Source organism: Gilvimarinus algae (assembly GCF_030518215.1).
Lineage (GTDB): Bacteria > Pseudomonadota > Gammaproteobacteria > Pseudomonadales > Cellvibrionaceae > Gilvimarinus > Gilvimarinus algae.
Map to the genome: position 1 here is coordinate 417809 of NZ_JAULRT010000060.1, position 19763 is coordinate 437571.

The 19763-nt window shown below is 60.0% G+C and carries 18 protein-coding genes and 1 tRNA gene; 11 read left to right on the forward strand and 8 right to left on the reverse strand.

What is annotated here, in order from left to right:
• Window positions 1-109: 109 nt before the first annotated feature.
• From QWI16_RS14465 to QWI16_RS14475, 3 genes are read right to left on the reverse strand one after another with little or no spacing between them, the layout of a single operon-like run.
• The gene (locus tag QWI16_RS14465; protein WP_302714152.1) at window positions 110-1549 is read right to left on the reverse strand and encodes an efflux transporter outer membrane subunit; all 1440 of its coding nucleotides are present in this window, start codon (window positions 1547-1549) and stop codon (window positions 110-112) included.
• 10 nt (window positions 1550-1559) lie between these two features.
• A complete protein-coding gene (locus QWI16_RS14470; RefSeq protein ID WP_302714153.1) occupies window positions 1560-4763 on the reverse strand; it encodes an efflux RND transporter permease subunit in 3204 nt (1067 codons plus the stop codon).
• A gap of 48 nt (window positions 4764-4811) precedes the next feature.
• Window positions 4812-5981 carry an efflux RND transporter periplasmic adaptor subunit gene (locus QWI16_RS14475; protein ID WP_302714154.1) on the reverse strand — a complete coding sequence of 390 codons (1170 nt, stop codon included), beginning with the start codon at window positions 5979-5981 and terminating at the stop codon, window positions 4812-4814.
• 287 nt (window positions 5982-6268) lie between these two features.
• On the opposite strand from QWI16_RS14475, the gene QWI16_RS14480 reads away from it, so the two are divergent.
• Together QWI16_RS14480 and QWI16_RS14485 are read left to right on the forward strand one after the other, a co-directional pair.
• Window positions 6269-6889 carry a TetR/AcrR family transcriptional regulator gene (locus QWI16_RS14480; RefSeq protein WP_302714155.1) on the forward strand — a complete coding sequence of 207 codons (621 nt, stop codon included), beginning with the start codon at window positions 6269-6271 and terminating at the stop codon, window positions 6887-6889.
• A gap of 91 nt (window positions 6890-6980) precedes the next feature.
• The gene (locus QWI16_RS14485; protein ID WP_302714156.1) at window positions 6981-8432 is read left to right on the forward strand and encodes a sulfatase family protein; all 1452 of its coding nucleotides are present in this window, start codon (window positions 6981-6983) and stop codon (window positions 8430-8432) included.
• Window positions 8433-8441: 9 nt separating this feature from the next.
• On the opposite strand, the gene QWI16_RS14490 is transcribed toward QWI16_RS14485, so the two are convergent.
• The 4 genes from QWI16_RS14490 to QWI16_RS14505 form a co-directional block, all read right to left on the reverse strand.
• Window positions 8442-9275: a 3-keto-disaccharide hydrolase gene (locus QWI16_RS14490; protein WP_302714157.1), complete on the reverse strand. Its 834-nt coding sequence runs from the start codon at window positions 9273-9275 to the stop codon at window positions 8442-8444.
• Between the two features lie 89 nt (window positions 9276-9364).
• The gene (cysE, locus tag QWI16_RS14495) at window positions 9365-10165 is read right to left on the reverse strand and encodes a serine O-acetyltransferase (protein ID WP_302714158.1); all 801 of its coding nucleotides are present in this window, start codon (window positions 10163-10165) and stop codon (window positions 9365-9367) included.
• A gap of 71 nt (window positions 10166-10236) precedes the next feature.
• Window positions 10237-11259 (reverse strand): serine/threonine protein kinase, encoded by a 1023-nt coding sequence (locus QWI16_RS14500; protein WP_370659934.1) that lies wholly within the window; start codon window positions 11257-11259, stop codon window positions 10237-10239.
• 25 nt (window positions 11260-11284) lie between these two features.
• The gene (locus QWI16_RS14505) at window positions 11285-11965 is read right to left on the reverse strand and encodes a ComF family protein (protein WP_302714159.1); all 681 of its coding nucleotides are present in this window, start codon (window positions 11963-11965) and stop codon (window positions 11285-11287) included.
• A gap of 111 nt (window positions 11966-12076) precedes the next feature.
• Between QWI16_RS14505 and bioB the strand changes: the two genes are divergently transcribed.
• From bioB to QWI16_RS14540, 7 genes are all read left to right on the forward strand, one after another.
• A complete protein-coding gene (gene bioB / locus QWI16_RS14510; protein ID WP_302714160.1) occupies window positions 12077-13147 on the forward strand; it encodes a biotin synthase BioB in 1071 nt (356 codons plus the stop codon).
• 8 nt (window positions 13148-13155) lie between these two features.
• A complete protein-coding gene (gene bioF / locus QWI16_RS14515; RefSeq protein ID WP_302714161.1) occupies window positions 13156-14331 on the forward strand; it encodes an 8-amino-7-oxononanoate synthase in 1176 nt (391 codons plus the stop codon).
• Complete coding sequence (gene bioC / locus QWI16_RS14520) at window positions 14328-15887, forward strand: malonyl-ACP O-methyltransferase BioC (protein ID WP_302714162.1); 1560 nt, start codon at window positions 14328-14330, stop codon at window positions 15885-15887. The genes bioF and bioC overlap by 4 nt, the downstream gene beginning before the upstream one ends.
• Window positions 15884-16567 (forward strand): dethiobiotin synthase, encoded by a 684-nt coding sequence (gene bioD / locus QWI16_RS14525; protein ID WP_302714163.1) that lies wholly within the window; start codon window positions 15884-15886, stop codon window positions 16565-16567. The genes bioC and bioD overlap by 4 nt, the downstream gene beginning before the upstream one ends.
• A 263-nt stretch (window positions 16568-16830) precedes the next feature.
• Window positions 16831-17061, forward strand: coding sequence for a hypothetical protein (locus QWI16_RS14530; protein WP_302714205.1), 231 nt, complete (start codon window positions 16831-16833; stop codon window positions 17059-17061).
• A 29-nt stretch (window positions 17062-17090) separates the two neighbouring features.
• The gene (locus tag QWI16_RS14535) at window positions 17091-17960 is read left to right on the forward strand and encodes a putative metalloprotease CJM1_0395 family protein (RefSeq protein WP_302714164.1); all 870 of its coding nucleotides are present in this window, start codon (window positions 17091-17093) and stop codon (window positions 17958-17960) included.
• A gap of 72 nt (window positions 17961-18032) precedes the next feature.
• Window positions 18033-18212, forward strand: a complete 180-nt coding sequence (locus tag QWI16_RS14540; RefSeq protein WP_302714165.1) for a DUF3094 family protein — start codon at window positions 18033-18035, stop codon at window positions 18210-18212.
• A 22-nt stretch (window positions 18213-18234) separates the two neighbouring features.
• Here QWI16_RS14540 and QWI16_RS14545 read toward each other — a convergent pair whose 3' ends face one another.
• Window positions 18235-18708, reverse strand: coding sequence for a DUF4399 domain-containing protein (locus QWI16_RS14545; protein WP_302714166.1), 474 nt, complete (start codon window positions 18706-18708; stop codon window positions 18235-18237).
• 171 nt (window positions 18709-18879) lie between these two features.
• Between QWI16_RS14545 and QWI16_RS14550 the strand changes: the two genes are divergently transcribed.
• Together QWI16_RS14550 and rimP are read left to right on the forward strand one after the other, a co-directional pair.
• Window positions 18880-18956 (forward strand) — tRNA-Met (locus QWI16_RS14550).
• A 331-nt stretch (window positions 18957-19287) separates the two neighbouring features.
• Window positions 19288-19743 carry a ribosome maturation factor RimP gene (rimP, locus tag QWI16_RS14555; RefSeq protein ID WP_302714167.1) on the forward strand — a complete coding sequence of 152 codons (456 nt, stop codon included), beginning with the start codon at window positions 19288-19290 and terminating at the stop codon, window positions 19741-19743.
• Window positions 19744-19763 lie beyond the last annotated feature (20 nt).

Genomic DNA, 19763 nt, shown 5'->3' on the forward strand with positions numbered 1-19763 from the left:
TTTATTGGGGGCGGTTCGGGGGAAGGAAAAAGCCACCGCTGGTCCGGTGCTGGCGCTCGGAGCAGACACCAACGCCGGACCTTTGGTGGTAAGGCAATGCCCGGGAGGGTTACCGGGCGGATGCGAGAGCGTCGGCCGCTATCGCATCTGGGGGGAGGGGCCAGCCGCCGGCGAGGCTTTTGTAGACGGCAATCAATGACTGGAGCAGTTGGGTTTCGCTTTCGGCGAGCTGGGCGCTGACGGTTAACCGCTGGCGCTCAGCATCCAGAACGCCGAGAAAGTTCTCACTGCCTACCTCAAACCGCTGGCGGGCGTAACCGAGCGCCTGCTCGCTGCTGACACTGGCTTTGCGCAATTGCTCGTGCCGTTGATTCTGGCGGCGGTAGTTTTCCAGCGCATTGTCGGTTTCTTCAAGAGCGAGCAGCACGCTCTGTTCGAACGCGGCAAGCTGAGCCCGGGCCCTGGCGTCGGCGGCGTCAATGCGCGCGTAGACCCGGCCGAGGTCAAAGGCGGCCCACTCGATCCTTGGAGTGAAGTTAAAGGTTTCACTGTTTTGCTCACCCAGCTCGTCCACGTCCGTGGCCAGATAGCCAAGGCCGCCGTTGAGCGTAATGCGTGGATAGAGGTCTGCCACCTGCACGTTGTAGCGGGCGGTCGCCGCGCTCAGGCGCGCTTCGGCGGCGTGAATGTCAGGGCGACGGCGCAACAGCTCGGACGGTTTTCCCGCGGCAATTTGCGGCGGCCGTGCAGGCAGTGGGGCGTATTCGGCAAGGCGGTCGCGAATGTGTTTTTCCGGCTGGTCGGTGAGTACCGCGAGCCTGTTTGTAGCGCTGTTGATCTGCGCCTCAAGGCTCGGCAGACGCGCCTCTACCAGCGCCAACTGAGTGCTGGCGCGGGTAATATCGAACTGGTCGGCGCGGCCAATTTCGGCCAGTCGGCGCGTCAGCTCAAAGGTCTCGCGCAGATTGGCGGCGTTGCTGGTAGCAACCATCAGCTGATGCTGTGCGCCGCGCAGCGCCATATAGGCGCTGCCGACTTCGGCGGCAATGCTGACTTGCGTGGCGCGGACAATCGCCTGCTGCTCGTCCAGTTGCGCATCCGCCGCTTTGACGGCATTGTTGACCCGGCCAAACAGATCCAGCTCCCAACGGGCGTCAAAGCCCGCCTGGTAATACTCGGTGATGCCGACGCCCGGTTCCGCCTGCTCGCTCATTTTGCGTCTTTCACCCTGCGCGCTTGCGGTGACCTGGGGAAAACGGTCGAGCTTGGTGTGACGCAGCAGCGCGCGGGACTCGGCGAGCCGCTCGCGGGCGATGCGCATGTCGTGGTTAACCGTGAGCGAGCGCTCTACCAGGGCACTCAACTCCGCGTCCCCAAGTTGTTGCCACCAGTGCGCGACAGGCGTCGCGCTTGCGTAGAAGTCGGCGTTTTCAAATTCATCGGCCAGTTCGGGCAGTTCGGCCTGCAGCGAGGCCTCCTCGACCGAGCGGTAGTTGGCGCAACCGGCTAGCACTAGGGCGGCGGCAAGGGTGGTCATGGTCAATTTCATAGCTCTCTCCTCAGGCCTCTGCGCTGCGTGGCAGTTGTGGCTGTGCATCGGCGGCCAGAGCTTGGTATTCGGGCCGGTAGTATTTATCCGCGCGCTCAAGCTTGCGTACCAAGACGTAGAACACCGGCGTAAAAATCAAACCGAAGAAGGTCACACCGAGCATGCCGGAGAACACGGCAATGCCCATCACGTTGCGCATCTCGGCACCGGCACCCGATGACAACACCAAAGGCACAACCCCCATGATGAAGGCAAAGGAGGTCATCAGAATGGGCCGCAGGCGCAAGCGCGAGGCGTTAATTGCCGCTTGGTAGGTGGGCATGCCCTGACGCTCGAGGTCGCGCGCAAACTCCACGATCAAAATGGCGTTTTTGCTCGCGAGCCCGGCTAATACAAAGAGACTAATTTGCGTAAAAATGTTGTTGTCGCCCCCCGTCAGCCAGATGCCGGTAACCGCCGCGAGTACGGACAGAGGCACAATAGCGATGACCGACAGCGGCAGCGCCAGGGATTCGTACTGAGCGGCGAGCACCAGGTACACCAGTAGCAAACACAGCGGGAAAATAAAGATAGCGGTGTTGCCGGACAGTACTTGCTGATAAGTCAAATCTGTCCACTCGAAGGCCATACCTGGCGGCAGAGTCTCAGCCAGGATTTCACTGATGGCATCCTGAGCGGCGCCGCTGGAGTAGCCGGGCGCAGCGTTGCCGTTCAAATCCGCCGCCAGATAGCCGTTATAGTGACTGGCACTTTCCGGGCCGTAGCTCTCCTGCATTTGTACCACCGAACCCAGAGGGACCATATCGCCCGATTGATTACGCACTTTTAATTTCAGCGCGTCTTCGGTGGAAGAGCGGTACTCGGCATCGGCCTGGGCGATGACCTGGTAAGTGCGACCGAACTGGTTGAAATCATTCACGTACAGAGAGCCGAGGTAGATCTGCATGGTGTCAAAGACTTCATCAATTTGCAGGCCGAGTTGCTTCGCTTTGGTGCGATCCAGGTCAGCGTAAAGCTGTGGCACATTGATTTTGTAGTTGGAGTACACACTGGACAGCTCGGGGCGCTGCCAGGCTTTTTGCGTCACTTGGTTTACAACGTCCGCCAGCGCTTCGTAGCCCAGATCGGCGCGGTCTTCAATCTGCAGTTTAAAGCCGCCGGTGGTGCCCAGGCCACGCACCGGTGGCGGTGGAAAGATGGCGATAAACGCCTCCTCGATACCGGCAAACTTCATTTGCAGTTTCTGGGCGATGGCGCCGGCAGATAATTCGTCACTGGTGCGCTCGTTGAACGGGTCGAGCGGGACAAACACAATACCCGCGCTGGCGCTGTTGGTAAAACCGTTCACCGACAAGCCCGGAAACTGCACAGCGTTGGCGACGCCGGGCTCGGCCAGGGCGATTTCTCCCATTTCACGGATGACATCCTGAGTGCGGCCGAGAGTGGCACCGTCGGGCAGCTGGGCAAAGGCAATCAGGTACTGTTTATCCTGCGCCGGCACAAAACCCTTGGGCAGTGAGGTCAGACCTACTCCTGTGATGGCGAGCAGTACGGCATAGACCGCGATGGTGAGCGTTTTGCGACCTAGCAGGCGTCCCACGCTGGTGGAGTAGCTGCCGGAGCCGCGATTAAACACTCGGTTAAAGCCGTTGAAGAAGCGGCCAAACAATTTGTCCATGACGCGCGTAAGCCAATCTTTGGGTGCCTTGTGGTCTTTCAGCAACAGTGCGGCCAGCGCCGGGCTCAGGGTCAGCGAGTTCACGGCCGAGATAACGGTAGAGATAGCGATGGTCAGGGCAAACTGCTTATAGAACTGACCGGTCAAGCCACTGACAAAGGCAATGGGAACAAACACCGCCACCAGCGTCAGCGAAATAGCGATAATCGGGCCGCTGACTTCCTGCATGGCTTTGTATGTGGCGGCCAGTGGCGACAAGCCCTCTTCAATATTGCGCTCGACGTTTTCCACCACCACGATAGCGTCGTCCACTACAATACCGATGGACAGCACCAGACCAAACAGTGACAGAGTGTTAATGGAAAAACCAAAGGCGTGCATCAGCGCAAAGGTGCCGATGATGGACACGGGAACGGCCAGCAGCGGAATGATGGAGGCGCGCCAGGTTTGCAGAAACACGACCACCACAACCACAACCAGCAGCAGGGCTTCGAGCAGTGTTTTTACCACCGCCTTGATAGAACCTTTCACAAATACCGTCGGATCGTAGACCACTTCATAGTCCACCCCATCGGGGAACATCTCTTTCAGCTCTGCCATTTTGGCGCGGGTGTTGTTGGAAATTTCAATGGCATTGGCACCCGGGCTCTGGAACAGACCAATAGCCACGGCGGATTTGTTATCCAGCATGGAGTTGAGGTCGTAGGCAGAGGACGACAGCTCTACCCGCGCCACATCCTGCAGGCGAGTGATTTCTCCGGTGCTACCGGTGCGGATAATAATCTCGCCAAACTCTTCCGGGGTTTCCAATCGGCCCTTGGCGTTGATGGGCCGCTGCACTTCAATCGCTTCGCTGATAGGGGCGCCGCCGATAATTCCGGCCGCCACCTGAACGTTTTGCTCGCGAATGGCGTTGACCACGTCTCTGGCGCTCAGGCCGCGCTCGGCAATTTTGTCCGGGTTGAGCCAGACGCGCATGGCGTAATCGCCCGAGCCCCACATGTTCACCATGCCGACACCGGGCACCTTGGCCAGTTCATCTTTGATGTTCATGTGCGCGTAGTTACGCAGGTACAGATCGTCGTAGCGGTTATCCGGCGAGAGCAGGTGCACCACCAGGGTCAAATCCGGCGAGCTTTTCACCACGGTGACGCCGAGTTGGCGTGTCACCTCGGGCAGCCGTGGCAGAGCCCGCGATACACGGTTTTGCACCATCTGCTGAGCCAGGTCGGGATCAGTGCCAATTTTGAAAGTGACGGTCAGGGTCAGCCGACCGTCGGCGGTGGCCTGCGAGTGCATGTAGAGCATGTTCTCGACGCCGCTCATCTGCTCTTCCAGCGGCGTCGCCACGGTTTCGGCAATCACCCGCGGGTTGGCGCCGGGGTAGGAGGCGTTGACCACCACCGAGGGCGGCGACACTTCCGGGTACTCGGTCACCGGCAAATCAAACAGAGCCAGAAAGCCGGCAATAAAAATCAACAGGGAGATAACGCCCGCAAAGATCGGGCGGTCCACAAAAAACTTGGAGATGTTCATAGCGTTTCCGTGCGGTTATGCCCGGCGCAGAGGCCGGGCGAAACACAATTAAAAAGTGGCTGCTAAATTGTCGGTGGATTCGGCGGCGGTGGGGGTGACCGGTGAATCGGGCCTTACGTGGGCGAGCCCGCCGACAATAACGCGATCACCCGGCTGCAGGCCCTCGCTGATAATTCTTTGGCCGCGCCACTGCTTGCCGAGCGAGACTTCGCGGTAGCGCGCGGTGTTGTCCGCATCCACCACCAGAACAAACTTCTTGTTCTGATTGGTACCTATGGCGCGCTCGGGCAGAACCAGTGCTTCGCTCAATTGCGGTGCTCCTAGACGCACCTCGGCGTACATGCCGGGGGTGAGTGCGCCGTCGGTGTTCTCGACAATGGCGCGCGCACGAATGGTGCCGCTGGCGGTATCCAGGCGGTTGTCAAAGGCGTGTAGGTGGCCCTCGTAGATCACGCTTTTGTCGGCGGCCAGGGTCAGCTCTATGGGCATGGACTTGGGGTTGTCCGTCGCGCGAACAAAGCGCAAAAAGGTCTGTTCGTCCACGCTGAACTCGGCGTAAAGGCGGTCGTTGGCCACAATGCTGGCCAGTACCGGAGCGTTGGGGCCGGCTTCAACGACATTGCCCTCAGTGAGCTCGGCGCGGCTGATGCGCCCGGCCACGGGTGCGCTGATATGGGCGTACTCGAGATTGAGCGCCGCTTGCTGCCGGGCGGCCTGAGCCTCGGCGACCGCGGCTTTGGCTGTTTGTGCGTCATTCTGCGCCGCGTCAAACAAGCTTTGTGATATCAGCTTATCTTCCAGCAGCCGGCGAGCCCGCTCCAGCTCGTCTTGGGCGAGAGCAAAGCGTGATCGCGCCGCTTCCAGTTGAGCGCTGGCGCGCGCCAAAGCGGCCTCATGGGGCCGGGGGTCAATCAAAAAGAGTGCCTGCCCCTGGCTGACGTGCTGGCCGTCGTAAAAGCTGACTTTTTGGATGGTACCGCCGACCAGTGGCTTGATGTCGGCACTGGCCACTGGAGTCAGGCGCCCGGAGAAGCTTGCCCAGGTACGGATTTGCTGGTGCTCCACGGTGGCGACCGTGACCGAGGGTGGCGGTGGCGCGCTGGCCTGCGCCTCGGCGCTGGCTTGGCTTTGGTAGAGAGTAGCGCCTGTCACCGCGGCGGCGGCGATGGCAAACGCCAGTGTGAGCCGGCGGCCCGGCTGTTGTATGGCCTTGAGCATGGCGATTTCCTTTCTGAAAGTGGTGGTTGTCGATAAGAATGTCGGCTAGAATACATACCGGTCGGTATGCTCGTCAAGAGGGTGCGTATGACAATTTGGCGATACTTTTGTGGCAAAGGGGAACTTTAGTGCCGCGGCTGGCTCAGATACTGGTAAGTATCAACCGAATCTCATCTTGCCACGGGGGTAAGGTCGGGTTAGTGTTGGTCAAACCGAGCGATCGGTAAAAGTACGATTTATTTCAAACCAACCGGTATGTTTTGCCCGGTGAGGAGAGAGCAAGTTCCATGAGTGCCATTGAAACCCGCGAGCGCCTGCTGTCCACTGCCCTGGAGCTGATCTGGCAGAGCAATTACAGCAGTGTTGGGGTCAACGAGATCTGTAAGCAGGCCGGTGTGACCAAGGGGGGGTTTTACCACCACTTTGAGTCCAAGGCGCAGCTGTTTTGCGAGGCGACGGACTATTACTGGAAAAGCGTCAAAAAAGACTTTGATGCACTCTTCTCACCGTCCAACTCGTCGCTGGAGCAACTTGAGAATGTGTTGGCGTTTATTCTGCGCACCAAGCTGGACGAGGAGAACGATGATATCCCCGGCTGTGCGTTTTTTAGCGCCGGGACTCAATGTGGTAACAACGAGGAAAAAATTCAGGAGGCGCTGCGCGAGATGTCCAACGCCTCGGTGCGCTATAACCTCTCGCTGGTGCGGGCCCTCGCTGGCGACGGCTATCTGGAGGATAACGTCGATCACGAGCGCGCTGCCCGCTACATGCACCAGTACATTCAGGGGGTGCTGATCTATGGCAAGGTGCACCGCAATTTGCCTCTGGTGCGCGACGATTTGCCCGAGGCGGTCTACCGCCTGCTGGGACTGAAGCGCGAATACTGGTTTTCCGCAAAGCCCACCTAGGGGCGGTCTTGGGTTTTTGCCTGGGGTGGGTATGCCCTGGGCGCCGGATTTGCAAAACAATAACAACCCCACCCAGAAGTGCGTGCCCCCTATGAAGCCAGCCTTGCTTTTCCTGTTGCTTGTTTTGAGTGCCTGCCGGTGGACAGCCCAACCCGAATCCGGCAGACATGCCAAGGCCCAGGGCGCTGAGCCTTCGGCGCCCAATGTCATTATCGTGTTTACCGATGACCAGGGTTACGCCGATCTCGAGCCCTTCGGTGGGGCGAACTTGCGCACCCCGAATCTTAATCGCTTGGCCGATCAAGGCGTCAGGCTGACGGACTTTTACGTGGCTCAGCCCGTGTGTTCGGCCTCCCGGGCCGCTCTACTGACAGGGGCCTACCCCAATCGCGTGGGCGTCAGCGGCGCTTTTATGCCAGACACTGGCCGCGGGTTGGCTTTGGAAGAGACCACCCTGGCCGAGATGCTGAAAGCCCGTGGTTATACCACTGCTCTTATGGGTAAGTGGCACCTGGGGGACGACCCGGCCCTGATGCCCAATCGCCAGGGCTTTGATGAGTTTTTCGGCATCGCTCACTCCAATGACATGTGGCCTTACCATCCCCTGCAGGGCGACGTATTTAATTTTACCGACCTGTTGCTGTTTGAAAACGAAACGCCACTGCGGGCATTGGAGGATCAGTCCGATCTCACCCGCTTGCTCACGGACCGGAGCATTGCGTTTATTGAGGCCAATAAACAGCGGCCCTTTTTTCTCTACCTCGCTCATCCGCAGCCACACGTTCCCCTGTTCGTTTCCGGGGCTTTTCAAGGGAAGACGGGCGCCGGGCTCTACGCGGATGTCATTGGAGAAATTGATCACTCTGTGGGGCGGCTGATGGCAGCGCTAGAGCGCTATCAACTGGCCGATAATACCCTGTTGATATTTACCTCGGACAATGGCCCATGGCTGGCCTACGGCGACCACGCCGGCTCGGCCGCGCCTCTGCGCGAGGGCAAGGGCACAGTGTTTGAAGGCGGTGTGCGCGTTCCCTTTATTGCTCGCTTTCCCGGGCGCATTCGCGCCGGAAGTGAGGTCAATGTGCCGCTAATGAGCATCGACCTTTTGCCGACCATCGCCGGTATTACGGGCAGCCCGCTGCCGGAGCGCAAAATTGATGGTAAGGATGCCTGGTCAGTATTGACCGGTGCCAGTGATCACCCGCCGCACGAAGCCTATTATTTTTACTATGGCGATAACGAACTCAGAGCGGTGCGTTACGGCAAGTGGAAGCTTTACTACCCCCACAGCTACCCATCGTTAAACGGTCGCGAAGGGGGAGCGGCGGGCCTGCCCGCGCGCTATGAGACGCTCGAGCTCACGCAGATCGCACTCTACGATTTGCAGCGCGACCCCTCGGAAACACGCAATCTGGCTGCGCAGCATCCGCAGGTGGTCGCGCGTATTGAAGCCCTGGCGCAACGCCAGCGCGAGGCCCTGGGAGATGGTCTGCGAGGCCAGGCCGGGCGCGAGCGCCGCCCTTTGGGGCGCGCGCCAGACTAGGGGCTCGGGTTATTCTTCGCCGTTAAACTGACAGCTGCCGGCGTCGTGCTTGACCAGGTAACTTTTGTAATTGCTGGCGGACGGGTCCATGCAGCCTTCCAGATTCAGCAGGCGCACAGAGCGGAAGTCGATCGGGGCCGATTCGGCCTGCAGCGCAATATAGCCGCTGCCGTGCGCTGAGCCGTCGTCCTTTTGCAGGTCGCGATAGCTCATGACTTCTTTCCCGGCGACAAAGTGGCGCGCCAGTTCCCGGCCGTGCACTTCCAGGCCGACGGTGACCCATTGATCGCCGTTGTAGGTCTGGCTGGCCGAGTTTATGCAGTGGTCTTTGCGCAGTGCCTGGCCAATAACCACCTGGGTGCCGGGGGTGCAGAGATTGGCTGTCGACCTTTCGCCTTCTTCCAGGCCGCCAAGCATTTGGTATTCGAGGCTCAGGGGGAAATCTTGATCGAGCGCCATGCTCTCGGGAGATTGGGCGTGATACATAATGCCATTATTGCGCCTCGCCCACTCCGGGCCTCCGGCGGCTTGCTGCTCTACAAAGCGGTATTCCACCTCGATTCGGTAGTAGGAAAACGGCCGCTTCTGATAGAAAATATGGCCGAATTCGCCGGTAAACGACGGGTAGTTATCGTATCGTACTTGCAAGAGCCCGTCTTCGACCCGAAAGGTCTCGTGGATGTTTTCACCCAGGGGTGAGCCCTTAATTTTGATCGCCCAATCGGCTAGGTCTTTGCCGTTGAACAGGTCGATCCAGTCTTGCTGATCCGCCGAAGCGGCAAGAGCGGTGTTGTTAAGGGTTGATAACAGGCCGCACAGGGCGAGTGCTTTGAATGGGGGCATAGGTGGCTGACTCTCATTTTTATTCGTGACATAAGAATCAAATATACAGCAAATGCCTCGCCGGTTGCAGGGGCGAGCAAGCTTTGCGCTTACTCGCCGATGGTGTGGTTCATGGCTCTGGATGGGTGATCGCAATCCGCGTTACCTACCACCTTGGCCGGCACGCCCGCCACCGTGGTGCGCGGCGGTACTGGCTTGAGCACCACGCTGCCAGCGCCCACCTTGGCGCAGTGGCCAATTTCGATGTTGCCGAGAATCTTCGCTCCGGCGCTGATCAGCACACCGCTGCGCACTTTCGGGTGGCGGTCTCCGCTCTCCTTACCGGTTCCGCCCAGGGTGACGGCCTGCATAATTGATACATCGTCCTCTACAACGGCTGTTTCGCCAATCACGATCCCGGTGCCGTGGTCGAGCATGATGCCGCGCCCAAGCACTGCGGCCGGGTGGATATCCACCGAAAAGACCACCGAGATGCGATTTTGCAGAAACAGTGCCATAGCCTGCCGTCCGCGCTGCCACAGCCAGTGAGCGACGCGGTAAGCCTGGAGCGCATGGAAGCCTTTAAAAAACAAAAAGGGCGTCGTGAGCGAGCAGCAGGCGGAGTCGCGTTCATTGACCGCCTGCAGGTCGGCGCGCACGGCGGCGCCGATGTTCGGATCGTCAGCCAGGGCGGCGTCGATGACTTCGCGTACGGAAATCGCTGGCAATGCGGGGCTGTCCAGCTTATTGGCCAGATGAAAGCTCAGCGCATCTTCCAGGCTGCTGTGGTTCAGGATGGTGGCGTAGAGAAAACTCGCCAGCATCGGCTCTTTGCCCGCTTGGTCGTAGGCGCGCTGGCGAATCTCTTCCCACACCGGGTCGGCGCTGGTGGTGGCCTGTTGAATGGTCATAGGGTTTCCTCCTAGCCGCCATTATTAGGCTTGGGGGCCGGGATTTCCAGAGGCGCGAGTGTGAGCAGGCGCTAAAAGACTTCGAGCGCCGGCTCCTGCAGCGCGGCCAATTGCTCTCTGAGCTCGAGAATGTGCTCGGCCCAATAGCGCTCGGTGTTAAACCAGGGAAAGCTGTGGGGAAACGCCGGGTCTTCCCAGCGCCGCGCCAGCCAGCCGGCATAGTGCATGATGCGCAGGGTGCGCAGCGCCTCAATCAGCAGGAGCTCTGCCGGGTTAAAATCGCAAAACTCGCGGTAGCCGTCGAGAATCTCCGATAGCTGCGCGCTCTGTTGGGCTCTGTCGCCGGAGAGCAGCATCCACAGATCCTGAATGGCTGGGCCGTTACGCGCATCATCAAAGTCGACAAAGTGGGGCGCGTCGTCGCGCCAAAGGATATTGCCAGGGTGGCAGTCGCCGTGCAGGCGGATGGTGTTAAAGCGGGTGCTGGCAAATACCTTGTCGCAGCGATCTATCAAGTCCTGGCCCAGCGTTCGATAGGCCTCGCGAAGGCTGTCGGGGATAAAACCCTTGTCGAGTAAAAATGTGTAGCTCGCGCGGGCAAAAGTGTCGGTGTTGAGCTCGGGGCGCTGCTGAAAGGGCGCCACGCGACCTAGGGCGTGAATTCGCCCGAGTGCGCGGCCGAGGCTGAGCAGGTGGTCGAAATTATCCAGCGTTGGCGCGTGCCCACCCTGGCGGGGGTAGAGGGCGAAGCGAAAGCCGTCAAAAGACAGTAGACTGCCGGCATCGTGCTCTATGGGCGGTACCACAGAGACGCCCAGGTCATGCAGGGTGCGCGAAAAGCCGTGCTCTTCGAGAATCTGCTCGTCGCTCCAGCGCGCCGGGCGATAGAACTTTGCAATCAGCGGGCTCTGCCCGTCAATACCGACCTGATAGACCCGGTTTTCGTAGCTGTTGAGGGCAAAAACCCGCGCGTCGCAGACATAGCCCAAGCTTTCGACGGCGTCCATCACCAGATCTGGGGTGAGGTGCTCGTAGGGATGTGCGGTGTCTGTGTCGTTCATAGTGTGGCCAGCGTCCATTGGATGGGCTGCCATTGTACAGGTCCCGGCGCTTTTGGCTCTAATGGCCGTCTTCCGGTGTTCGCGCCAGCGCCCAGATTTGTACGGAGCTGGCGCCAGCCTTGCGCAGGCACTGGCTTATCTCCCTGGCGGTGGTGCCGGTGGTGAGCACATCGTCCACCAGGGCAATGTGCAACCCCCGGACGCGCTCGGCGCTGAAGGCGCCGCGAATATTGGCGAGGCGCTCTTTGCGCGGCAAGCCGTGCTGATCGCTGGTGTGGCGGTGCTTAAAGAGCCGTCTACGCCCGTGTGCCACGCCCGTGGCGCGGCTGGCTGCTCGGGCCAAGGTCTCAGCCTGATTAAACCCCCGTTTTAGCAATCTTCGCCAATGCAGCGGTGTGGCCAGTATCAGCTCGGGGGGGTGCGGCAGTTGCTGCTGGCTCAGCCAGCGGCCAAAGAGTTGGCCGAGCAGCGCCCCACTGCCGCGACAACCATGAAACTTGTAACGGGCGATCAGGTAGTCCAGTGGGAACTCGTAGCGATAGGGAATATGGGCGCTATCAAAGGCTGGGCGTTTGCTCAGGCAGCGCCCGCACACGCGGCCACTCTGACCGAGGGGCAGGGCGCACTGCATGCAGTGGTCAGGGCCGATAGCGAGCGCATCGAGCGCCCCTTGGCAGGGCCGGCAGACCCGCCCGTCGCTCGCCTGACGACAGAGTAAACACAGTCCGGCAGTTGGCATTGGTTAACCTCAAAGTCCTTTTCAGGTTGACAGCGGCCCCGCCGTGAATATGATGGCAGGATTACCGAGATTAGCAGCTGCGCTGCAGCCTACCAACATTTTGGAACAATTATGACTGTCTCCGTTAACGGCGCCCCGCTGGGCGCAGTGCGTCACGACTGGACGCGCGATGAAATCCTGGCGCTGTTTGCGCAGCCATTTAACAACCTGTTGTTTCAGGCTCAAAGCCTCCACCGCCAGCACTTTGATCCCAATCAGGTGCAGGTGAGCACCCTTTGCTCCATCAAAACCGGGGCCTGCCCCGAGGACTGCGCTTACTGTCCACAAAGTGCCCGCTACGATACTGGCCTTGAGCGGGAGAAGCTGATGGCGGTCGAGAAAGTCGTGGAAGAGGCCCGCGCGGCCAAGGCCTCGGGCGCAACGCGCTTTTGCATGGGCGCGGCATGGCGCTCGCCCAAAGGCAAAGACATGCCCTATGTGACCAAGATGGTTCAGGAGGTTAAATCCCTGGGCCTGGAAACCTGCATGACCCTTGGCATGCTCGATGAACATCAGGCGCGCCAATTGGCGGACGCCGGTCTGGATTACTACAACCACAATCTGGACACCTCGCCGGAGTACTACGGTGAAATCATCACTACCCGTACTTATCAGGATCGTCTCGATACCCTCAGCAATGTGCGTGCGGCCGGTATGAAAGTCTGTTGTGGTGGCATCGTCGGCATGGGTGAAGAGGCCGGAGACCGCGCCGGACTCTTGCAGCAGCTGGCCAATATGCCCGAACACCCCGAATCGGTGCCGATCAATATGCTGGTGCGGGTCGAGGGCACGCCGCTCGAGCAGCAAGAAGAGCTCGACCCCGTCGAGTTTATCCGCACTATCGCTGTGGCGCGGATTCTGATGCCCGAATCCCATGTGCGCCTGTCGGCCGGGCGCGAGGCCATGAGCGATGAAATGCAGGCTTTAGCGTTTTTTGCCGGAGCCAACTCTATTTTCTACGGCGAGAAATTGCTGACCACGGCAAACCCCGAGGCCAACAAAGACATGCAGCTGTTTGCCCGCCTGGGTATCCGCCCTGAAGAGCGCCATGTGCACAGTGACGACGATGCCGTGGAGGCGGATATCGCAGCATCCATGGAGGCGGCTCACAACGACAGGTTTTTCTACAACGCCGCTAACTGACAGGCTACATGAACCCCTTCGATCAACACCTTCAGGCGGTGCTCGATGAGCGCCGCTCGCTGCACCGCTATCGCTCGCGCCCGCACATCGGCTCGGCTCAGGGGCCTGAGCTCGAGGTGGATGGTTGTCGCTATACGGCATTTTGCAGCAACGATTATCTAGGGCTTGCCGCGCACCCCGATGTGGCTGCGACCCTGGCGCAGGCCGCTGGCGACTGGGGGGCGGGCAGTGGTGCCTCGCACTTGGTATGCGGTCACTCGGCAGAACACCACGCGCTGGAGCAGGAGCTGGCCGCCTTTTGTGGGCGCGAACGTGCTCTGGTTTTCTCCACGGGGTTTATGGCCAATCTGGGTGCGGTCACTGCGCTGGTAGGGCGTGGCGATGCGATTATCCAGGACAAGCTCAATCACGCCTCGCTGCTGGATGCGGGGCGCCTCAGTGGCGCGCGCTTCAGCCGTTTCTTGCACAATGATTTGGCCTCTTTGCGTACTCGCCTAGCAGCGGCGCAGGCCCGCCGCGCGCTGATTGCGGTCGATGGCGTTTTCAGTATGGATGGCGATCTGGCGCCGCTGGCGGAACTGGCGGACATGGCTGCTGAGCACGGTGCCTGGCTGATGGTAGACGACGCCCACGGGCTGGGGTGTCTTGGTGCGGGCGGCCGAGGCTCGGTAGAACATTTTGGTTTGAGTCAGGCTCAGGTGCCCGTACTGATGGGTACCCTCGGTAAGGCAATGGGTACCTTTGGTGCCTTTGTCGCGGGCTCAGAGCGTTTGATAGAGGCGCTGATTCAGTTGGCGCGCAGTTACATCTATACCACGGCGCTGCCCCCCGCCGTAGCCGCCGCCACCCGCGTGAGCTTGCGCCTAGCCGGTGAGCAGGGTTGGCGCCGCGACCACCTGCGGGCTCTGATCGAGCAGTTTCGTTTGGGGGTCGAGTCGCTCGGCTATGCCCTCATGCCTTCACAGACGGCCATTCAGCCTATAGTGGTGGGGTCTGATGCGGCGGCCCTGTCGCTCTCGCAGGCACTGAAGGACGAGGGCTTTTGGGTGAGTGCGATCCGCCCGCCAACGGTGCCCGAGGGCAGAGCCCGTTTGCGGGTGACGCTCACTGCGGCGCACAGTCGCGCGCAAGTCGAAGGCTTGCTAGCGGCGCTAGAGCGCGTTAAAGCGGTGGTGGCGTCTTGATTGGCAAAGCGCTCTATCCATCGCTGGCATCTTCTCCCTCTGACCCTATTGTGCTCTTGCACGGCTGGGGCTTCGATCGTGCCAGTATGGCGTCACTGGTCGAACCTTTGCGTGCGCTGGCCGATGTCTGGTGCCTGGATTTGCCGGGGTTTGGCGAATCTACGCCGGTGGAGTATCGCGCCGACGTGCTCGCTGATTGTCTCGCCGAGCACCTTCCTCCGCGAGCGGTTTTGATTGGCTGGTCGCTTGGGGGGGTGCTCGCGGTGGATTACGCCGCGCGCTATCCCGAGCGGGTTACGGCCCTGGCGACGCTGGCCACCAACGCCCGGTTTGTGGTCAGCGATACTTGGCCAGAGGCTATGGCCCCCGATGTTAACCTCGCCTTTAACAGAGGCTTTGCCTGCGCGCCGGCCGCGACAGTAAAGCGCTTTTGCGCCCTGGCGGCCCAGGGCGGGCGTGAAGCTCGTCCACTCGCCCGCACGCTGCAGCAGATGAGTTGTCCGTTAGCTGAGCCGCGCGCGGACTGCTGGTCCGAAGCCCTTGAGTACCTTGCCAGTCGCGATATGCGCAAGGCACTGGCTGAACTCACCGTGCCCCGGTTGCATCTTTTCGGTGAGGCAGATGCGCTGGTGCCCGTGTCGGCTGGCCCCGCCGTGGCTGGCTTGGCCCCTTCGGCTCACATAGAGGTGGTGGCCGGTGCTGGGCACGCCCTGCACTTGGATCGCCCAGATTTTGTCGCGGCCAGGCTACAGACTTTCGTCCGCGAGGCTGGCAATAACTCGCTGGATAAACACTGGGTGGCGCGCTCATTCAGTCGCGCTGCGGGCAGCTACGATGCATCGGCACGCCTGCAAAGGCAGGTAGGTGAGCGTTTACTATCAGAGTTGCCCCCAGAGGTGGAGACCGCTCTCGATCTCGGCTCTGGCACGGGGCTGTTTCTCGGACCTTTACGTGAGCGTTCGGGTGCGACAACCCTGGTTGCCCTTGACCTGGCGGAAGGCATGCTCAAACACGCTCGTCGCGCGGGGCGCGCGGCGGATGCCTGGGTGTGCGGCGATGCCGAGTCTCTGCCGCTGGCCGCAGAGAGCATCGATCTGGTGTTTTCCAGTCTTGCGATTCAGTGGTGTGAGCGCCTGGAGCGCCTTGCCAGTGAGTTGCACCGTGTCCTTCGTCCCGGCGGGCGCCTATGTCTCGCGACTCTTGGCGAGGGAACGCTCGCCGAGTTGCAGGCGGCCTGGCAAGTGGTTGACGGCTATGTGCACGTTAATCGGTTTGTGCCGCCTGAGCGTCTGCTTGAGGCTCTGGCGCAGGCCGGATTTAACCAGATTCAGGTGGAGCAAGAGCGCTGTGTGCTTTATTGCGACAGCCTTCGCGCGTTGAGCAGTGAGCTCAAGGGGCTGGGCGCTCACAATGTCAACACTGGCAGGCCTCGTGGTCTGACCGGTAGGCACCGTCTGGCAGCGTTGGAGCAGGCCTATGAGCGTTACCGAAACGATCAAGGGTTGCCTGTGACCTATCAGGTGGCTTATGTCACCGCCACCTGGGGGGGCGTATGAGCCAGTGGTTTGTGACGGGAACCGATACCGATGTGGGTAAGACGCGAGTCGCTGCAGCGCTCCTCTATCTCGCGCGGAAGCGGGGGTTGAGCACGGCGGCCCTCAAGCCGGTGGCGGCCGGTTGCGAGCAAACAGCCGTAGGGCTGCGCAACGATGATGCAGTGCGCCTGCAGGCACAGTGTCAGCCGCCGCTGGCGTATCAGGTCGTTAACCCAGTGGCGCTGGAGCCGGCGATCGCGCCGCATATTGCCGCCGATCAGGCGGGTGTCTCTTTGTCCTTGGCGAAGTTGGTGTCCGCGGCCCGCGCGCTCTTGGCACGCCGGGCCGACTTTAGTTTGATAGAGGGGGCCGGTGGCTGGCGGGTGCCATTGAATGAGCGCGAGACGCTGGCAGAGTTGGCTATGGCCCTGGAGCTGCCGGTTATTCTGGTGGTCGGGGTGAGGTTAGGCTGTCTCAATCACGCGCTGCTGACGGCCGAGGCCGTTGAGCGCGATGGCCTCAGGCTGGCCGGCTGGGTAGCCAATCTTGTGGATCCGCAGAGTCTGTGCATTGAGGAGAATATCGCCACCTTGAAAGGGCGTCTGGCCGCGCCCTGTCTCGGCACCGTGCCCTACCTGCCTGCCACCGAGGCGCCGGATCTGGCGCCCTATCTCGATCTTGATAGCTTACTGAGTGTCTAGTGTTCCATATGGCTAAACGTGACGGAATGAACCACATCAACCACCCGCGTCCGCTGCTGGATTCTCATCGTATACCTATATAAGGGAATACGCTGGTTTAGCCCCTTCTTAGCCCCAAGTATTCTTATTTTTGGTGTTTTACGCGCCATGTTCTGGTTGTTTTTTGTACTAGCTTGGCGCTAAACTATGGAATAAGTGTAATTGGGTGAGAAGTGTCAGTGCGCTTGCCCGGTGTGTCGAACAAGTCTGGTGTGAGGTGTGTGATGGACGTCGGTTCAGTGGTTAACCAAAGCCTGATAGGGCTTCAGAGTTCGCGCGCGGAGATCGTAAAATCCGCCGAGCAGATCACTCGCGCCGCTCAAGGTGATCAAACCCAGAGTATTGTGGAGCCTCTGATCAATATCGAGGCCCAGCAGCAGGTGTTTGACAGTTCGGCGAGGGTGCTTGAAGCCGCCGACGAGACCATCGGCACCTTGCTTGATATCAATGCCTGATCAGCGGGCTTGATTTTTGGGACTATGATGTGATCAATTCACTGCCCTCAAATTTCGCCAATGCAGTGACGCCCTATGCGCCGCTGGGGCGTCAGGCTGTGAGTGAAGAAAACACCGAGCTGAAAAGTTCGCCCTTTAAGCCTCTGGAGGAAAGCGCCCAGTCCGGTCGCAATGAGAATCGCCGCTCGCCCGACGAGCGGGCGGCAGAGGTCGAAGAGCGCGAGCGCACCCGCATCGCGCCGCGCGATTCTGAGCGGTCACCGGCAGAGGGTGACGGCGCGGCCGCCGAGCGGCGTGAGCAGGAAGAAGTGCAGGACACCATTCGCGAGCTCGCTGCACGTGACCGCGAGGTGAGAGCCCATGAGCGTGCCCACGCTGCTGTGGGTGGCCAGTACGCCGGAGCGCCGCGCTACGAGTACACCCGCGGGCCGGACGGCGTCAATTACGCCACCTCGGGCGAGGTGAGCATCGACACTAGTCCGGTGCCCGGTAACCCCGAGGCAACGATTGAAAAAGCCGAGCAAATCCAGCGCGCTGCGAGTGCGCCGGCTGAGCCTTCACCACAAGATCGCAGGGTGGCGGCGCAGGCGACTCAGCTTGAGGTGCAGGCGCGTGCTGAGCTTGCCGCTCAGGAGCGCGAAGAGCGGCGTTTGGAAAGTGAGCAGGCCGAACGCGCCCGAGCCGAGCGTTCTGAGGGCGAGGCTCCTTCGCAGGACACCCAAAGCTTGCGCGAACAACAGCGTGAAGAGGCTGAGCAGGAACAGCGCAAGCGTGAAGAGCGTGCGCGCGAATTTGCCGAAATCAGTGCCCGCAATATTGATATTAATCGCCGCCTTATCGAGATCGGCGTTATCGAGTCCCCCACCGGCAGCGGTCAGCTGCTGAGTCAGCAAGTCTAGGGTCTTTATTCTTTAACACCTTTGCCGATTTGCTGGTAATCTCTGCCTGCCAATTGCAAGTGTGAGGATTATATGGCCAGTAAACTGACACCTGAGGATCAGGCCCGTGTCGAGCGGGTGATTCATCGCGGCGTTAATAGCGTCGAGCGCAAACCCTTTAAGGTCTGGACGCTGTTTGCAAGCATCTTGCTCTTGTTGGTGTTGATGAGCGGTTTCAGCTATTTCATAGCCTGGCAGCACGGGGTCGTCTGAGGCCAGCGACCCCCTTGCGATACTACTTTACCGTAATGGTGATTTTTTCCGACATGACCGGGGTGTCGTGCGGGCGGTGCAGGTGATCGCCCACCAATAGTTGCAGTGTGTGTTCGCCGGGGCTTAGGTTCAAAGTGGTTTCCGTTTGGCCGCCGCCGAAATGGCGGTGCCGGTCATCGGCGGGGATAGTGGTGCCCGCCCTCGGAGGTTCGGCTACATCAATCAGCAAATGGTGATGCCCGGTATTGCTAACCTCAATGCCGGCGGGTGCGACGCCCATGCCGCTCAAGCCAAATTTGACGGTAATCGGATTGCTGAGCACATCGCCATTCTGCGGACTAATAAAGTAGACCTGCGCCTTGTCGGCCGCCAAGCTAGCCTGTGCGAGGCAGGCGCCGGCAAGTGCCAGAGCGCACAGTATCGGGCGCGACGCTTTGTTACGCTTAAGGCCTGAAGATCTTTCTTTTCCCGAGAATCTATTTTGTGCGAAAAACATGGGAACTCCTTTTGAGAACTTGTGGATGCCCCTGATTATAGGGGGATTGCCGAGTAGGTGTCATTGACGGTTCTGTTAAGAAAAATGAAATCGGCCTTGACCCCTGTCATATGTCTCCCTATAATGCGCGACCTCGGTTGGGGGATCACACATCCTTTGCTGAGTTGATGATGCGGGGTGGAGCAGCCTGGTAGCTCGTCGGGCTCATAACCCGAAGGTCGTTGGTTCGAATCCAGCCCCCGCTACCAAATACGTAAACGGGTGTCTCAGGCGACGCCCGTCGGTGTCAGCCCCAAGGGGCTGGTAAGCCACAGCAGGTGGCCCGCCATGCAGAGACGAGCTGCTGGCATAACAGGCTGGTATGTTCTAGTGTATAGAGCCTGCAGCCCGGCGCCGTTAGAATAGGCGCTTCCGGAGCCCCTGCAAGGGGCTTTTTTGTATCTGAAAGTCAGTGGGGTGCCACTGCCGCAGACGACTGTGGTGCTGTAACAAAGGTGGGCCTTGGGCCCATTTTTTGTTTCTGGCGGGCGGTGTTATCGGTGGTGAGACCCGCCGGGTGTTGAAGAGTCGGGGGTTCTTATGGCGTCTTTGGAAGAGCGGTTGACGAATATGTTCGCCCCAGTGGTGACGGCGCTTGGTTGTGAGCTGTGGGGTGTCGAGTATGTCACCGGTGGCCCGAACAAAGTCTTGCGCGTGTTCATCGACAAAGACGAGGGCGTGATGGTTGAAGACTGCGAAAAAGTCAGTCGTCAGTTGAGTGCTCTGATGGATGTCGAAGACCCCATCGCTGGGGAGTACATGCTCGAAGTGTCCTCTCCGGGTATGGATAGGCCGCTCTACACCCTGGATCAATTTTCCCGTTATGTGGGTCAGGTGGTGGCAGTAAAATTGCGCGTTCCTTTCGACGGGCGCCGCAAGTTTAAGGGTGTCTTAACCGGCATCGAAGATAGCGATGTTGTGGTGGCTGTGGACAATGAAGAGTACCTGCTGCCAATAGAATCCATTGAAAAAGCGAATATAGTCCCCCAGTTCTGATCGCTAAGCCGGTCGGAAAC

Excerpts from the sequence above, each read along its gene's own strand:
- QWI16_RS14465 (WP_302714152.1), bottom strand. The coding sequence starts at position 1,549 with ATGAAATTGACCATGACCACCCTTGCCGCCGCCCTAGTGCTAGCCGGT.
- QWI16_RS14470 (WP_302714153.1), bottom strand. The coding sequence starts at position 4,763 with ATGAACATCTCCAAGTTTTTTGTGGACCGCCCGATCTTTGCGGGCGTT.
- QWI16_RS14475 (WP_302714154.1), bottom strand. The coding sequence starts at position 5,981 with ATGCTCAAGGCCATACAACAGCCGGGCCGCCGGCTCACACTGGCGTTT.
- QWI16_RS14480 (WP_302714155.1), top strand. The coding sequence starts at position 6,269 with ATGAGTGCCATTGAAACCCGCGAGCGCCTGCTGTCCACTGCCCTGGAG.
- QWI16_RS14485 (WP_302714156.1), top strand. The coding sequence starts at position 6,981 with ATGAAGCCAGCCTTGCTTTTCCTGTTGCTTGTTTTGAGTGCCTGCCGG.
- QWI16_RS14490 (WP_302714157.1), bottom strand. The coding sequence starts at position 9,275 with ATGCCCCCATTCAAAGCACTCGCCCTGTGCGGCCTGTTATCAACCCTT.
- cysE (WP_302714158.1), bottom strand. The coding sequence starts at position 10,165 with ATGACCATTCAACAGGCCACCACCAGCGCCGACCCGGTGTGGGAAGAG.
- QWI16_RS14500 (WP_370659934.1), bottom strand. The coding sequence starts at position 11,259 with ATGGCAGCCCATCCAATGGACGCTGGCCACACTATGAACGACACAGAC.
- QWI16_RS14505 (WP_302714159.1), bottom strand. The coding sequence starts at position 11,965 with ATGCCAACTGCCGGACTGTGTTTACTCTGTCGTCAGGCGAGCGACGGG.
- bioB (WP_302714160.1), top strand. The coding sequence starts at position 12,077 with ATGACTGTCTCCGTTAACGGCGCCCCGCTGGGCGCAGTGCGTCACGAC.
- bioF (WP_302714161.1), top strand. The coding sequence starts at position 13,156 with ATGAACCCCTTCGATCAACACCTTCAGGCGGTGCTCGATGAGCGCCGC.
- bioD (WP_302714163.1), top strand. The coding sequence starts at position 15,884 with ATGAGCCAGTGGTTTGTGACGGGAACCGATACCGATGTGGGTAAGACG.
- QWI16_RS14530 (WP_302714205.1), top strand. The coding sequence starts at position 16,831 with ATGGACGTCGGTTCAGTGGTTAACCAAAGCCTGATAGGGCTTCAGAGT.
- QWI16_RS14540 (WP_302714165.1), top strand. The coding sequence starts at position 18,033 with ATGGCCAGTAAACTGACACCTGAGGATCAGGCCCGTGTCGAGCGGGTG.
- QWI16_RS14545 (WP_302714166.1), bottom strand. The coding sequence starts at position 18,708 with ATGTTTTTCGCACAAAATAGATTCTCGGGAAAAGAAAGATCTTCAGGC.
- rimP (WP_302714167.1), top strand. The coding sequence starts at position 19,288 with ATGGCGTCTTTGGAAGAGCGGTTGACGAATATGTTCGCCCCAGTGGTG.